Below are 14904 nucleotides of genomic sequence, written 5' to 3' on the forward strand. Positions count from 1 at the left end.
CCCGGACCGATGCTCCTCTAGCCGCGCCGGCGGATGAGGAGGATCAGGAACGGTGCGCCGATCAGGGCCGAGACCAGTCCGGCCGGTATTTCATACGGAAACACGATCGTGCGGCCGGCCCAGTCGGCCAGCACCATCAATCCGCCGCCGATGATCGCAGCGCCGGCGGTCGTCGCCCGCGCGCCCTTGAGGCCGATTTCCCGGGCGGCATGCGGCGCCATCAGCCCGATAAAGCTCAGCGGCCCGACGCACAATGTACCGGCCGCGCTCAAGAGACCGGCGATCGCAAGAAGCGTCAGGCGTGCGGTCGGCAATGAAACGCCGAGCGAAGAGGCGGCGGCGGGACCAAGCGGCAGAAGATCGAGCCAGCGATGGAAGACTAGGGCCGCGGTCAGCAGGAGCACCGCGCAAAGCGTGACGACCCACACGGTCGGAACCTCCACGGCGTAGGTCGAGCCGCTCATCCAGCGTAGGAGGAACATGGCGCGCGGATCGCCGGTAGCACCCAGCACGCCGACGATGGCATCGACCATCGCCGATAGCGCGATGCCGCCGAGCAGGACGCGCTCCGGCGCCAGCCCCGACCGTAGCGTGATCAGGAAGATGGCGGCAAGCACGGTCAGCGCGCCCGCGGACGCCAGGGCAAGCTGCAGACCGACGCTCGGCTCCATGACGACGAAGAGGCCGGCGGCCACGCCAAGCGTCGCGCCGGCACCAATGCCCAGCACTTCAGGGCTCGCCATCTCGTTGCCGGTCAGGCGCTGCAGGATGACGCCAGCCACCGCGAGCATGACGCCGGCGAGGAAGGCAGCGGCAATGCGCGGCAGGCGCAGGCCGCCAAGCGTGGAAAACAGGTCGTGGGACAGAAGCGCCCAGTCGCCACCCGGCAGGCGACCGACGACAAGCGCCGCGCCGGCAATCAGCAGCGTCATCGCTGCTGCGACCACGATGATGGTCCGCGGTCTTGAACGGCGCTGCGCCTGTCGCACGCCGCTTTCCGCTGGCCTGTGACGGCTCTTCAGCCGCGGCAGCAGCAGAAGAAGGAGCGGTGACCCGAAGACGGCCGTCACCGCGCCCGTCGGCAGGAAATCGGACATCGCGCCGGCGAGATACATGACCGAGACATCGGTCAGGAACAGCAGGCTGGCTCCGATCAGCGTCGACCACACGAGAATCTCGACCGGTCGCCGCGCGCCAGAGAGCCTTGCAATCGTCGGCGCGACCAGGCCAATGAAGCCGATGACGCCGACGGCGCTGGTGACGAAGGCGGCGAGCGCCACGGCCAAGAGGACCGCGGCGAAACGCAAGGTTCCGATCCTGAGGCCGAGCGCCGTCGCGCCCGCCTCCCCCAGTTCGATCAGCGTCAAGGGGCGCACAAGCAGGGCGGCCAGAAGCGCGATGACGCCGACCTTCGGCAAAAGCGACAGCGGGATGACCCAGCTCTGCTGCGACAGGGAGCCCGAGCCCCATATGAACAGGCTGACGAGGTAACGCTCGTTGAGGAGCGTCAGGACGGCGGCAAGCGCGCCGCACCACAGGCTGATGACAAGTCCCGCCATGACCAGGGCAAAGGGCGAGAAACCGCGCCGGGCGCCAAGCAGGAAGACGAGCCCCGCCGCGACGGCCGAGCCGACGAGGGCAACAAGGTCCCGTCCGAAACCTAACAGGCCCGGCATGTAGAGCATGGCGAGCACCAAAGCGAGATTGGCGCCGGAGGAAATCCCAAGCGTGGTGGGAGAGGCAAGCGGATTGCGCAGCACCTGCTGGAAGAGCGCCCCGGAAAGCGCCAGCGCCGCCCCGCATATCAACGCCGTCGCCATGCGCGGCAGCGTGGAATAGAGAAGAACCATATGGCCGATGTCATAGCCGCCGCCGGCGCTCGACATATCCGCCCGGGTCAAGAGCCAGGCTACGAGCAGCGCCGCAACACTGCTGAGCGCCGTGACCATCGCCGGCCCGAAACTGCTCCTGATCGTCATGATACGGTTTCCAGATAGTCCGTCACGAGCCCGGCAAAGCGGACGGCCTCGTTGACCATGCCGAACATCAGGGCACCGGGAAGGATCGCGTAGCCGCCCGGCCGGGAAAATGGCAGCGTATTCCACAGCGGGCTTTCAGCCAGCGTGGGCAAGGCGTCCGGCGGCACCGGCTCGAAGATGATCAGCCGCGCCTCGGGATCACGGACCTTCGAGAGGTCTTCGATCCCGATCGTGTCGAAACCCCAATAGTTCGACTTGTCCGTCCAGGCATTGGGAATGCCGATGCGGGCGAGCACGTTGTCGTAGAGGCCGGGGGAGGAATAGATGCGTGCGTGGCGGGCATCGAGAAGATTGACGAGCGCAAGCGGGCGCGGTCCGGCGCGATTGACGCGCGCGCTGCAGGCGTCGAACGTCGCTTCCGCCTTGCCGATGAAATCTTCGGCTTCCGCCGTCCTGCCGATCGCCGCCCCGAGCTTCCGGGTCGCGGCAATTGCCTTTGGCAGGATGTCGCCACCATCCGGCGCGTAGATGTCGAGCTGCAGTACCGTCGCGACCGTCTCGAGTTTCGGCTTGAGCTGTTCGAGATAGGGGGTCGTCAGGATGAGGTCCGGCTTCAGCGCCGCCAGCACCTCGAAATTGACCTGCATCGCGGCGCCGAGATCGACGACGCTCGGCGGCATCTCCGGCTCGACCACCCAGATATGCCAGTCGGCGAGATCGGCAATGCCGGCCGGAACGACGCCCAGCGACAGAAGCGTCGAGGACAGCCCGTAGTCGAGGCTGACGATGCGCGGCGCCTCTGCCGCGAAAAGAGGGCATGCCCCCTGCAAGAGACCGGCGGCCAGCCCGGCCATGAAGGTCCGCCGGTGCATGTGAGGCATGCCGCGTTCAATAAACATAGGCAAGCGGAATGGACTGCGTCGGATGGCTGATGACATCCATGCGGATATTGTAGATGTCTTCGAGCGTGCCGCCGGTCATCAGGTCGACGGGTTTGCCGGCCGCGACCAGCCTGCCGCGCTTCAGCGCATAGATCGCGTCGCAATAGCGCGCCGCCATGTTGATGTCGTGCAGGACGATGACGACCGAAAGGCCTTTCTCATGCGCTAGCCGGCGGATGAGCGACAGCACCTCGACCTGATGGGCGATATCCAGCGCCGAGGTCGGCTCATCCAGAAGAAGGCAGCGGCTGTCCTGGGCGATCAGCATGGCAATCCAGGCGCGCTGTCGTTCGCCGCCGGAAAGCGTCTCGATCAGCCGGTCGGCCATGTCCACCACGTCGGTGAGTTCCATCGCCTCGGCGACCTTCTGCCGGTCGGTCTCGGTGAAGCGTCCGATCGCTCCGTGCCAGGGATAGCGTCCGCATCCGACGAGCTCCTTCACCGTCATGCCGGCGGCGGTCGACAGGTCCTGCGGCAGATAGGCGACGGAGCGGGCAAATGCGCGGGCTCCGACGTCGGCGGCGCTGCAGCCGTCAATGCGGATCTGGCCGCGGGACGCGACGATCTGGCGTGCCATCAGCTTCAGGAGCGTCGACTTTCCCGATCCGTTGTGTCCGACCAGCGCCGAGATCATGCCCGGCTGAAAGGCGATCGAGACATCTGCCAGGACTGCGCGTCCCTCGACCTCGTAGCCGAGCCCCTCGACCTCGAAGGCGATGGGGGCCTTCGCCCCGGACCGGGCGGGATCGTCGATAGCTGGCATGCGTGCGCTCCTTGTCGCCTCAGCGGCATTGATGGATGGCACCTACTAAAGATGATTATTTTTATCAAGTATAAACACGCAGATTTTCACCGCGTAGACCGCAGCCAACCCGAAGAAGTCTGACGAGAAAGGCCCTCGCAAACACGAGGGCCTTCCATTCCAACGGTCACGGCAGAGAGCCGAACGTCAATAGAGCAGCCGAGGCAGCCAGAGGGCGATCTGGGGGAAGGCGAACAGCAGCAGGATCAGCGCGAACGGCGCCAGCAGGAAGGGCAGGATCGCGACGTAAAGCTGCTTGATCTTGATGTCGGGCGCCTGCGCCTGGATGATGAACAGGTTCATGCCGACCGGCGGATGAATGAGGCCCAGTTCCACGACGATGACGACGATGATCGCAAACCAGATCGGGTCATAGCCGAAGCTCATGACGACCGGCAGGAAAACCGGCACCGTGATCAGCACCATACCGATACCTTCGAGGAAGCAGCCCATGAGGATGTAGATGAGAATGATCAGCGCCATGACGGCCCATGGTGCCAGATGCAGCGCCTGGGCGCCGGCAAGCAGCAGATCCGGCAGCTTCGTCTGGACGATGAAGTTTGCGAAGATCGTGGCGCCGATGATGATCGTGAATAGCACGCAACTGGTTATCACCGTCACCTTCAGCGCATGGGTCAGCCCCTGCCAGGTCAGCCGGCGGCCGAGAAAACCAAGCAGGATCGCGCCGAAGGCGCCGACGGCCGCGGCCTCGTTCGGAGAGAAGACGCCGGCATAGATTCCACCGATCGTCGCGATGAACAGTGCGAGGAACTGCCACGGGTCCTTCAGCGCCAGCAAGCGGGCCTTGAGGCTGGCCGGCGGATCGACCGGCACATTGTCCTTCTTCCGTCTGGCGACGATCAGGGCAACGAGAATGTAGAGCAGCATCAACAGAATGCCCGGCAGCAGCGCGGCGGCAAACAGTTGCGGCAGGGGCTGCTCGGAAATCGCCGCATAGATCACCAGGATGATCGACGGCGGGATCAGGATGCCGAGGCTGCCGCCGGCGGCAACCGATGCGGTGGCAAGGCCGTCGTCATAGCCGGCTTCGCGCATTTCCGGCAGCGAGATCCGCGTCATGGTCGCGGCGGTCGCGACCGACGATCCGCACACGGCGCCAAACGCGCCGGACGCGCCGATCGTGGCTACGGCCAGACCGCCGGGAATGCCGGAAAGGATGACGCGAGCCGCCTTGAAGAGTTCGGCCGAGAGACGACTGTTCGTTGCCACCTCACCCATCAGGATGAAGAGAGGAATGACCGACAGGCCGTAATTGGAGGCCGTGTCGAAAGCGTTGGTTCCGGTGACGGCAGCCGCGACCGACAGGCGCGAGAGCAAGGTGTTGCCGACGATGCCGCAGATCAGCAGGGCAAGCCAGACCGGCATCCTCAAGAACAGGATGCCGAACATGAAGATGACGACGAACAGACCGATCAGCGACGCACTCATAGGGCACCCTCGGCTTCCACCGATCCAGTGTCCGGGGTTCCTGCCCCGAAGAGGACCGCAATCGCTGCAATGATGCTGTTGAAGAGGCCGAACAGCGCCATGACCCAGATGATCCACACCGGGAAGTTCAACTCGAGCTTCATGTCGCCGAAGTCATAGGCGTCGCGCGCCGGTTTCAGCATCGACCAGAAGATGAAGCAGAGCACGACGACGGCGGCAATCGCCGCAACCGACTTCATGACCTTGACGAGCCTTGCGGGCACGAGACCGTCGATCAGGTCGATGACGATCTGGTGGCCCTCCAGGATCACTGCGGGCAGTGCGAAATAGATGCTGACCAGCAGGCAGATCTCGACGGTGTCATAGGAGCCGCGGATCGGCGCGTTGAACACGTAGCGCATGAAGACATCGGCAACGGTGGTGAGCATCATCGCCACAAGCGCAAGGATGGGGATGACGAGCAGCAGGCGAAAATACCGCTCCAGAAGCCGGGAAAATCCGGCTGACGACAGTGACATTAGCTGAGCCTCCTCGCGCAGTATCGAACCGCGCCGCCCGATCAGGGCGACGCGGTGTGTCATGTTACTTCGTATAGGCTTCGATGAAAGCGCTGCCGGGCTTTCCGTCCGCATCCAGAGCGTCGACGGCCTTCTTCACGATCGGCTCGACGGCCTGCTTGAACGGCGTCAGCTGCTCGTCCGTCAGGGTTTCGATCTTGACGTTGTTGTCGACCATGTACTGGCGACCGTCCGCCTCGCTCGCATCCCACCGGCGACCGAAAGCCTCGGCGCGGGCGGGGCCTGTCGTTTCCTCGATCAGCTTCTGGTCGTCGGCGCTCAAGCCGTCGAAGACCGACTGGTTGATGACCAGAGCGAAGGTGGCTGACGCCAGACCCGGTTCGAGCGAATACTTCACGACCGAGCCAAGGTTGAAGGATTTCGTCGCTTCATAGGGGAACATCGCGCCATCGGCGACACCCTTCGAGAGCGCGTCGACCGTTTCACCCGGCGGGATCGGCAGCGGTGCGGCGCCGAAGGCTTCCAGCATTTCCTGGAACACCTTGCCGGCATAGCGCACGCGCAGGCCCTTGACGTCTGCGACCGTCGTCACATCCGTCTTGGTGGTGTGCAGCTTCAAGGGCGGCGTGACCGCCATCCAGAGGATCTTCGTCTCCGGATGCTCGGCAGCCAGATATTCCGGTGCCAGTTCCGTCAGGCGCCGAGACATGATCTCGCTGGTCTTGCCGCTCGAAGGAAATGTCAGCGGCTGGCCGGCAAGCTCCGTCATAGGAAAGCGGCCGGGCGTCGCGCTGTGCAGGATGACGGCGATGTCGGCGACACCATTCGTGACGAGCTGATACTGGCGGTTCGGCGGGCCGAGCTGCGCGGCCGGGAAGATCTGAAGCGTGAGTTCGCCCTTGGACTTCTCCTTGAGCTCTTCGCCCCAGGCCTCGAGCTCCTTCTGCCAGGCGTTGTTCGGCGGCAGGAAGCTCGACACCTTGAGCGTCGTCTGGGCCGACGCCGGCGCCATGCCGGCGAGTAGGAGCGTGATCGCGGCAACGCCGCCTGCGAGATATCTGTTCATTTCATCCTCCCGATGGTCATGAATGGCCGCCGATCGACGGCCGGGGTTGCATTCAGTCGCTTGAACTTGTCTTCCGTCTTCGCGAACCGGCCACATCGGGCCGGTCGCGTCTGCCGGTCAGGCCTCCTGGCCGATCGGATTCCTCAAGATGCCGAGCTTGTCGATTTCGACCTCGACGATATCGCCGGGCTTCATCCACAGCGGCGGATTGCGCTTGGCGCCGACACCGCCGGGCGTGCCCGTGGCGATCACGTCGCCGGCTTCCAGCCGGGTGAACGACGAGCAGTATTCGATGATGCGGGCGACGTCGAAGATCATCATGCCGAAGGTGGCGTCCTGCACGACCTCGCCATTGAGGCGGGTCTGGATCCGCAGCGGATCAAGCTCGCCGAGCTCGTCCGGCGTCATCATCCAGGGGCCGAAGGCACCCGTATCGGGAAAGTTCTTGCCCGGCGTGAACTGATGGGTATGGCGCTGGAAATCCCGGACGCTGCCGTCATTGTAGATCGAGTAGCCGGCAACATGCTCCAGCGCGTTCTCGCGGCTGATATAGCGGCCTGGCTTGGAAATGATGACCGCCAGTTCGCCTTCGTAATCGAGATCGCTCGATACCTTCGGCCGCACGATCGGCGCCATGTGGCCGATCTGGCTGTTGGCGTAGCGGGCGAAGATGGTCGGATTCTCAACGACGCTCCGGCCCGTCTCCTGGCGGTGCATCTCATAGTTCAGGCCGACACAGAGGATCTTGTCCGGGTTCGGAATGACGGCCAGCCACTCGACGTTGGATGTCGGGTAAGTCGCAGCACCGGTCTTCGCCTCGCCGACGCCTGCGAGGCCGGCGGCAACGGCCTGCTTGAGGTCCGTATAGGTTGCCTTCATCGCCTCGCCGACGTCGTGGAAGGTCTCGCCTTCGACGATGCCCCAGGTCACGCGTCCCGCGATCTTGACGGTGGAAAGTTTCATGCTCTGTCTCTCCTTGCATGCGGGCCGTCTGTTGAACCCGCGGTCTTGTTCCTGTCGCCAAGCCGCGGGTCGCGGCTTCGACGCAAATCCTTCTTCAGGCGAGCTTGCGCTTCAGCTCGCCGAGCTCCGCCACCAGATCCGCCTGCGTACGGGCGGTGGCGAAGACGTAGTGGTCCGGCCGCACCAGTGCGGCATGCGTTCCATGGCGATCGAACCATCCGGCAATCACATCGTCCTTCTCTGCCAGGGTGCCGGGCGACGCGCCGTCGGAGCCGGGTGGAACGATGGTCACGACAGCGAGGCCGATTTCATTGGCGAGCGCCGCGACATCCCGCATCGCAATGTCGCCCCTGCCGTCAACGATCAGCCGCCAGCCGGTACCGATGAGCTTGTCCAGAAGCCGCTCGCCGTCCGCCTGTCGAATGACGGGTTGGGGAAACAGCGTTCCCCGTGCCGGACAGGCTGCTGCCGCAAGCAGCCCCTCCTGCAACGGCGGAACGATCTCCTGCCGAGTGATGGTCGGCGGGGTGCCGCCGCCCTCGGCCAGAATGCGGGCGTCGCGCGCATCCGCCTCGGCCGGGTCGCGGATGCAGATCATCTCGCCGATCGCCTTGATCTTGCCGGTCAGTTCGATGACGTGGCGCTTGCGTTCGACCCCGTAGGTGTCGAGCAGGCCGTCGGACGACGTGCCGTTGATCACACGGTCGAGCTTCCAGATGAGGTTGGTGACATCGCGCAGGCCCTGGCACATGCCCTGGCCGATGAAGGGCGGCTGCTGGTGCGCGGCATCGCCGGCGATGAAGACACGGCCGTCGCGCCATTTCTCGGCGACAAGGGCGTGGAAACGATAGGCTGCGGCGCGCCAGAGCGTACCGTCATCCGGCGTCAGCCACGGGGACAGAAGCGACCAGACATTCTCCGGCTTCTCCATCTCGCGCGGGTTTTCACCCGGCAGCAGCATGATTTCCCAGCGGCGGTGATTCTTCGGCCCCATCACGAAGCTCGTCGGGCGGGCCGGATCGCAGAACTGCGCGGAGGTCTGAGGCAGCTTGGCGAGACCGGCTTCATTGACCTTGACGTCGATGACCAGCCACGGCTCGTCGAAGATCAGGTCTTCCAGGCGGAAGTCGACGAGCTGGCGAACCGTGCTGGAGGCGCCGTCACAGCCAATCAGATAATCGGCCGTCACCGACCGAACCCGGCCATCGGCAAACTTGAGCTCGGCCGAGACACCGTCGGCATCGTGCGTCAGGCCGATCAGCTCCACGCCAAGCTCGACGTCGACGCAATCGAAGCTCTCCGCGTGATGCCGCATGGCCGCTTCGACCGGCGGCTGGGTGAAGACCATGCTCGGCGTGTAACCGAGCGGATAGGGCTCCGGCACCATGTCGATGCGACGGATCAGCTGACCCTTGGCGCCAAAGTGCTGCGAGGCGGTGAACGGCGCGACATGGGGCATGACCTCCTCGGCGATCCCCATATTGTCCAGGTGACGGAGAATTTCGTGATCGAGCGCGATGGCGCGCGGCTTGTCGTAGATGTCGGCCAGCCGGTCGATGACCAGCGTGCGATGGCCGAGCTTGCCCAGAAGGCCTGCGGCAACGGCACCGGCGGGGCCGAAGCCCACAACCAGGACTGTGTAATGATCGGTTTTTGCTTTGTCGTTCGTCACGGAAAACTGCCTGCTCAAAACTGTCGTGGTGATTGGTTCATGGACCGGCGAAAGAGACGGACACCTGCGCCTTCTTGCAGTCGTCGCTCTTGGGCGGGGCGATGCCCCAGTGATCGGTGCGTCCGGGCGGCCAGACCCATTCGGACGGCCCGCGGAAGCGGTAGCTGTCGTCGACCTGCAGAACCTCGGCGGTGTATTCGATGACGACGCCGGTCGGATCGACGAAATAGGCGAAGACATTGTCGCCCGGGCCATGCCGGCCAACGCCCCAGCCGATCGGATAACCGGCATCCTTCACGCGACCCGAACCGCGCATGACGGATTCAAGGTCCGGCATCTGGAACGCGATATGGTTCAGGCCGTTGACGTCGGCCTCGGCAAGCACCACCGAATGATGGTCGCTGTTGCAGCACAGGAAGGCCATCATCTTCGACCGGTCGGTGAGGCGGAAGCCGAGAGCCGAGCGATAAAGGGCAGTCAGCGCTTCGATATCGCTGGAATTGATGTTCACATGCGCCAGCCGCAGCGGGACGTTTGGCACGATCCGTTCCGCTTTCGTCTTGTCGCCGAAGACGAATTCGAGCGTCGAGCCCTGCGGCTCCCGCACCACGAAACGCTCGCCGCCGGCCGGAGAATCGGCCGGACCCAGGGCGCGCAACAGCGTGCAGCCGGCGGCGACCAGGGTCTCTTCGAGTGTTGCCAGCGCCTCGCGCGACCGGGCACGGAAGGTTACCTTGCGCAAGAGGGGCGCGTCACCCGGCTTCAGTTCCAGCACGTGAAAATCGCTGCCGGTGGCTGCCAGAAAGACCTTGCCCTGCTCCCGGGCGACCTCTTCGAGGCCCCAGACGCGGGTGTAGAAATCGACGGATCCTTCCAGATCCGGCGTGGACAGTTCCACGCTTCTCAGTCCGGCGAGCGGAAAGTCGGACATCACGCGGCCTCCTCAAGGTTCAGAAATGCGGCGGCGTTGGCGAAGGCCAGCCGATCGCGTGAGCCCGCATCCTCGAATGCGGCCTCGATGCGGGCAAGCGGCGCACGCTCATGGAAATTGAATGGGTAATCCGTCCCGATCAAAATCCGGTTGTCGCCGAAGATCGTCGAAAGATGACGCAGGGTCGGCTCGTCATAGACGAGTGAATCGACATAGAAGCGCCGGGCCTGATCATAGGGGTCCGCCTGCAGGGCATCGGCGAGCGCCGGGAAGATCTTCCAGCCCTCCCTCAGACGCGGCAAGAGGCTCGCCAGCGTTCCGCCGCCATGGCTGAAGGCGATGCGCAGCTTCGGCAGCTTCATCAGGAGATTGGCTGTGATGCAGGATGCCGCTGCCAGTCCGATATCGGTCGGATAGGCAAGCACCTGCTGCAACTGACCGGGGCCGACGAGGCGATCCATGCCGGCCGGGCGCACGGCATGCACGAAGACGGCCGCGCCGAGCTTCTCGGCTTCCTCGAAGAAGGGCAGGAAACGCGGATCGCCGATCGGCACGCCGTTGACATTGCTGCCGATCTCGACGCCTGCAAATCCGAGCGTTTCGACGGCGCGCCACAGTTCGGCGATGGCGAGGTCGAGCGACTGGAGGGGAACGGCGGCGAGGCCCGCAAAGCGGCCCCTGCCCTCCTCCACCATGCCGGCGATCACGTCATTGATATAGCGAAGCAGGTCATCGGCCGGCCGCGGGTCCATCCAGTAGCTGAACAGTTCCGGCATCGGCGAAAGCGCCTGCACGCCGATGCCGGCCTTATCCATGTCGGCGATCCGGCGCTCGACCGACCAGCAGGCGTCGCTGACGGTCCGGTAGTTCTTTCCATCGACGACCATGGTGCGGTGGCAGCCATCGGCCGGTTGCATCGAGGGCCACGATTTCGGGACAGCGTCTCCGGCGAAGCGGGGAAAGTCAAAGGGAACGACATGCGCATGAACGTCCAGGCCGCAGCATACGCAGCTGCGACCGAAGGCAAATTTCCTGTTTTGACGCGCATTGCCGTCCACGGCCGATCCTCCCTTTCTATGCTTGGAATAAAATACAAAATAAGTTCTGTAAATATGAAATTTATAAATTTTCTATTTCTAGCGATTGATGTATATGAAATTGAGATCAACTGCACGAGACGAACATGCGCCAGGACACGATCGAGAAATCCGCGGAAGCCCCGGCCACCCGGGCGACGGGCATCTATGAACGCCTGAAGGCCGACATCCTGTCCGCGGAGCTCGAGCCCGGCCGCAAATTGCAACTGCGGTTCCTCACCGAGCACTACGGGTCCGGCCAGACGCCGATCCGCGAGGCGCTGAACCGACTGGCGAGCGAGGAACTGGTGATCGGCAAGGAGCAGCGCGGCTTCTTCGTCAAGCCGATCAGCCTTGATGAATTGCAGGAACTGACGAAGACGCGTTGCTGGGTCGAAGGGATTGCGCTGAGTGAATCGATCCAGCGGGCAACGGCGGACTGGGAAGAGGCGCTGCTGATCGCCCATCACCGGCTCGACCGGACGCCGCGCTCACTCGATCCGGAAAATTTCAAGGACAATCCCGAATGGGAGCGGCATCATCGCCGCTTCCATGCGCTGCTCATCGGCAACTGCGGCTCCAAGCCGTTGATCGGATTTTGCGAACAGCTGGCGGACCGTCTTTACCGCTACCGCGCCCTGTCGATCCGCAAGGCGTTCAGGGTCCGCAAGGTCAGCGACGAACATGTCCAGATCTTCAAGGCCGCCATCGAGAGGCGGACGGAAGACGCGGTCGCCCTCCTGCAGAACCACTATCGCCGGACGGCCGACATCATTCGCGCCGACCTCGGCGAATAAGGCCGGCGGGGTTCGCCGCCGGCCCTGTTGATCAGAACGGGTAGTGCTGCCCGGAATCCTCGATCGTCACCCAGCGCAGGTCAGTGAATTCCGCAATGCCCGCCCTGCCGCCGAAACGGCCATAGCCGGACGCCTTGACGCCGCCGAACGGCATCTGCGGCTCGTCCGAGACGGTCGGCCCGTTGATATGGCAGATACCGGACTGGATCTGGTCGGCCACACGCATCGCCCGCTGGATGTCGCGGCTGAAGACCGCCGACGACAGGCCGTATTCGGTGTCGTTTGCGACGCGGATCGCCTCCGCCTCGCCCTTGACCCGGATGACCGGTTTCACAGGCCCGAAGGATTCGTCGGAATAGATGGTCATGCCGGGGCCGACATTATCGATCACGGTCGCCTCGACGATCGCGCCATCGCGCTTGCCGCCGGCAACGATCCGCGCACCCTTGGCCGTCGCATCGGCCATGATCGCCTCCATCTTGGCGGCGGCTTCCGGCGTCACCAGCGCGCCGAGCACCACATGCTCGCGCGGGTTGCCGGCCGGAAGTGCCGCAGCGCGCGCGGCCAGCTTTTCGACGAATTCGTCGGCGATCGTCTCGTCGACGATGATCCGCTCGGTCGACATGCAGATCTGCCCCTGGTTCATGAAGGCGCCGAAGATCGCCGCATTGACGGCACCGTCGATGTCGGCGTCATCGAGGACGACGAGCGGTGCCTTGCCGCCGAGTTCGAGCAGCGACGGCTTGAGGTGCTCGCCGGCAAGCCGGCCGATGATCCGCCCGACGCGCGAGGAGCCGGTGAAATTGACGTGGCGCACGCGCGGATCGGCGATCAGCGCTTCGACGATCTCCGCCGCCTCTTCCGGCCTGTTGCTGACGACATTGAGGACACCTTCCGGAATGCCGGCCTCGGCGAAGCACTCGCCGATCAGCCGATGCGTCGCCGGGCACAGTTCGGAAGCCTTGAGGACCACCGTGTTGCCGCAGGCGATCGGCACCGCAACGGCGCGGGTTCCGAGAATGACAGGCGCGTTCCACGGCGCGATGCCCAGGCAAACGCCCTTAGGCTTCAGCACGCCCATGGCCAGCGTGTTCGGCTTGTCGGACGGTATGATCTCGCCGCCGATCTGGGTGACGAGTGACGCCGCTTCCCGGATCATGCCGGCGGCGAGCTTGACGTTGAAGCCGGCCCAGAGCCCGGTCGCTCCCGTCTCGGCAATCATGGCGGCGATAAAGTCGCCGGCCTTCGCATCCATCACGTCGGCGGCCTTCATCAGCAGCGTCCGTCGTTCGCCCGGCCCCGTTTTCGACCAGGTCTCGAAGGCCTTGGCGGCCGAAGCGACGGCGCGCCCAACGTCGGCAACGCTGGCCGCCGCCGCCGTGGTCGCGACTTCACCGGTGACCGGGTCCAGCCGGTCATAGCTCCGGCCGCCCTCGGCTGGCGACCCCTTACCGTCGATCAGCAATTCGATCTTCATGCCACAATCCTCCATTCTGTTATCGTTATTTCGGAACGCCGGTCACTGCCGCAAAGCCCGCGGCCTCGATGCCGGCAATCGCGCAGATTTCGTCATTGCCGCCGATGTCGCCGGATATGCCGACAGCGCCGACGACGGTACTGCTGTCATCCAGGATCAGCACGCCGCCCGGAGATGGTACCACCCGTCCGCCGCTGACGGTCGAAAGCACGCTGATGAATGTCGGGTTCTTTTCCGCCCGCTCCGTCAGTTCACGCGAACCGAAGCCCATGCCGAGCGATCCCCAGGCCTTGCCGAAGGCGATATCGAAACGGACGATGCCGGCGCCGTCCTCGCGCTTGTAGGCAACCAGATGACCGCCGGCGTCGAGCACAGCGACGGCCAATGGCGCGAAATTTTCCGCCCGCGCCTTTTCAAGCGCTGCGTCAATGATGGTGGTGGCTTTGGACAGGGACAACATGATCTTTTCAAACTCCATGAACTGAAATGGGCATTCGACCGGCGCAGGCAAGCCGGTCAGAGAAACATTGCGAAGATATCCCGCGAACTTGGCGGTCTGGGAACGCGGAACTGGACACTGGCGAGGTCGATCGCGCCGGGCCGCGCGAGGCAGCTTTCAAGCCAGCGCTTCATCGCCGGCCAGGGCGAGATGTCGACGCCGGCGATCGGAATGAAGTGCATGACGGCGGCGACATTGATGTCAGCCACCGTCAAGCGGTCGCCGACGATGAACTCCCGGTCTTCGAGATGCCCATCCAGAACCGAGAATGGCCGGGCCAGCTTCTTCATGGTGATCGCCTCTTCCTCTCCGTCCGGCGCGCATGGATCGAAAAGATATCGGACCGCGGACGTCAACAGAAGCGGCTTTTCGACCTCGGTCGCCACCCACAGCGACCACTGCGTCATCAAAGCGTCTTCCTTCGGCGTTTGCGGTCCGAGCAGATCGCCGTAACGACGTGCCAGGTAGAGATTGATGGCCAGCGATTCAAACAGCACGAAATCGCCGTCGACGAGTGTCGGGCATTTGCCGTTCGGATTGAGAGCGAGGAATTCCGGGGGCTTGGCATCGCCCGGCCGGAAGGCCAGCGGCTCCCGGGCATGCTCGATGCCGATCTCGTTGAGCATCCAGCTGCAGCGATTTGCGCGTGTTTTCGTCACGTCGCCATAAAGCGTGATCATCAGGGTCGTACCTTTGGAACGGGTTTCGGCACCGGACAGCGAAGCATGTCACGG

Annotated in this window: 14 protein-coding genes; 1 reads left to right on the forward strand and 13 read right to left on the reverse strand. The window is 64.1% G+C overall.

Annotation, left to right across the window (positions count from 1 at the left end; genetic code table 11):
• Positions 1 to 17 precede the first annotated feature (17 nt).
• The 10 genes from fhuB to NN662_RS19945 form a co-directional block, all read right to left on the reverse strand.
• On the reverse strand, positions 18 to 1979 hold the full coding sequence (gene fhuB / locus NN662_RS19900) for a Fe(3+)-hydroxamate ABC transporter permease FhuB (RefSeq protein ID WP_261932159.1): 1962 nt from the start codon (positions 1977 to 1979) through the stop codon (positions 18 to 20).
• Entirely contained in the window at positions 1976 to 2860 is an 885-nt protein-coding gene (locus NN662_RS19905) for an ABC transporter substrate-binding protein (protein ID WP_410010994.1), read from the reverse strand. The genes fhuB and NN662_RS19905 overlap by 4 nt, the downstream gene beginning before the upstream one ends.
• Positions 2861 to 2867: 7 nt before the next feature.
• Positions 2868 to 3683, reverse strand: a complete 816-nt coding sequence (locus NN662_RS19910; protein WP_261932160.1) for an ABC transporter ATP-binding protein — start codon at positions 3681 to 3683, stop codon at positions 2868 to 2870.
• A gap of 186 nt (positions 3684 to 3869) precedes the next feature.
• The gene (locus NN662_RS19915) at positions 3870 to 5171 is read right to left on the reverse strand and encodes a TRAP transporter large permease (protein ID WP_261932161.1); all 1302 of its coding nucleotides are present in this window, start codon (positions 5169 to 5171) and stop codon (positions 3870 to 3872) included.
• Complete coding sequence (locus NN662_RS19920; RefSeq protein ID WP_261932162.1) at positions 5168 to 5752, reverse strand: TRAP transporter small permease; 585 nt, start codon at positions 5750 to 5752, stop codon at positions 5168 to 5170. Before NN662_RS19920 ends, NN662_RS19915 begins: the two co-directional genes overlap by 4 nt.
• Position 5753: 1 nt before the next feature.
• The gene (locus NN662_RS19925) at positions 5754 to 6755 is read right to left on the reverse strand and encodes a TRAP transporter substrate-binding protein (protein ID WP_261932163.1); all 1002 of its coding nucleotides are present in this window, start codon (positions 6753 to 6755) and stop codon (positions 5754 to 5756) included.
• Positions 6756 to 6872: 117 nt separating this feature from the next.
• The gene (locus NN662_RS19930; RefSeq protein ID WP_261932164.1) at positions 6873 to 7718 is read right to left on the reverse strand and encodes a fumarylacetoacetate hydrolase family protein; all 846 of its coding nucleotides are present in this window, start codon (positions 7716 to 7718) and stop codon (positions 6873 to 6875) included.
• 94 nt (positions 7719 to 7812) lie between these two features.
• Positions 7813 to 9390, reverse strand: a complete 1578-nt coding sequence (locus NN662_RS19935; protein ID WP_261932165.1) for a bifunctional 3-(3-hydroxy-phenyl)propionate/3-hydroxycinnamic acid hydroxylase — start codon at positions 9388 to 9390, stop codon at positions 7813 to 7815.
• Positions 9391 to 9427: 37 nt separating this feature from the next.
• Positions 9428 to 10321 (reverse strand): VOC family protein, encoded by an 894-nt coding sequence (locus tag NN662_RS19940; RefSeq protein ID WP_261932166.1) that lies wholly within the window; start codon positions 10319 to 10321, stop codon positions 9428 to 9430.
• Entirely contained in the window at positions 10321 to 11379 is a 1059-nt protein-coding gene (locus NN662_RS19945) for an amidohydrolase family protein (protein WP_261932167.1), read from the reverse strand. The genes NN662_RS19940 and NN662_RS19945 overlap by 1 nt, the downstream gene beginning before the upstream one ends.
• Before the next feature lie 125 nt (positions 11380 to 11504).
• Here NN662_RS19945 and NN662_RS19950 point away from each other — a divergent pair, with 125 nt between their 5' ends.
• Positions 11505 to 12194, forward strand: coding sequence for a GntR family transcriptional regulator (locus tag NN662_RS19950; protein ID WP_261932168.1), 690 nt, complete (start codon positions 11505 to 11507; stop codon positions 12192 to 12194).
• 31 nt (positions 12195 to 12225) lie between these two features.
• Here the strand turns inward: NN662_RS19950 and NN662_RS19955 are convergent, their stop codons facing one another.
• From NN662_RS19955 to NN662_RS19965, 3 genes are read right to left on the reverse strand one after another with little or no spacing between them, the layout of a single operon-like run.
• Positions 12226 to 13671, reverse strand: a complete 1446-nt coding sequence (locus tag NN662_RS19955; protein ID WP_261932169.1) for an aldehyde dehydrogenase — start codon at positions 13669 to 13671, stop codon at positions 12226 to 12228.
• A gap of 25 nt (positions 13672 to 13696) precedes the next feature.
• Positions 13697 to 14131 (reverse strand): GlcG/HbpS family heme-binding protein, encoded by a 435-nt coding sequence (locus tag NN662_RS19960; protein WP_261932170.1) that lies wholly within the window; start codon positions 14129 to 14131, stop codon positions 13697 to 13699.
• 56 nt (positions 14132 to 14187) lie between these two features.
• Positions 14188 to 14850 carry a glutathione S-transferase family protein gene (locus NN662_RS19965; RefSeq protein ID WP_261932171.1) on the reverse strand — a complete coding sequence of 221 codons (663 nt, stop codon included), beginning with the start codon at positions 14848 to 14850 and terminating at the stop codon, positions 14188 to 14190.
• Positions 14851 to 14904: the final 54 nt, after the last annotated feature.

This window comes from Rhizobium sp. NRK18, from assembly GCF_024385575.1.
In the GTDB taxonomy this organism is placed as follows: domain Bacteria; phylum Pseudomonadota; class Alphaproteobacteria; order Rhizobiales; family Rhizobiaceae; genus JANFMV01.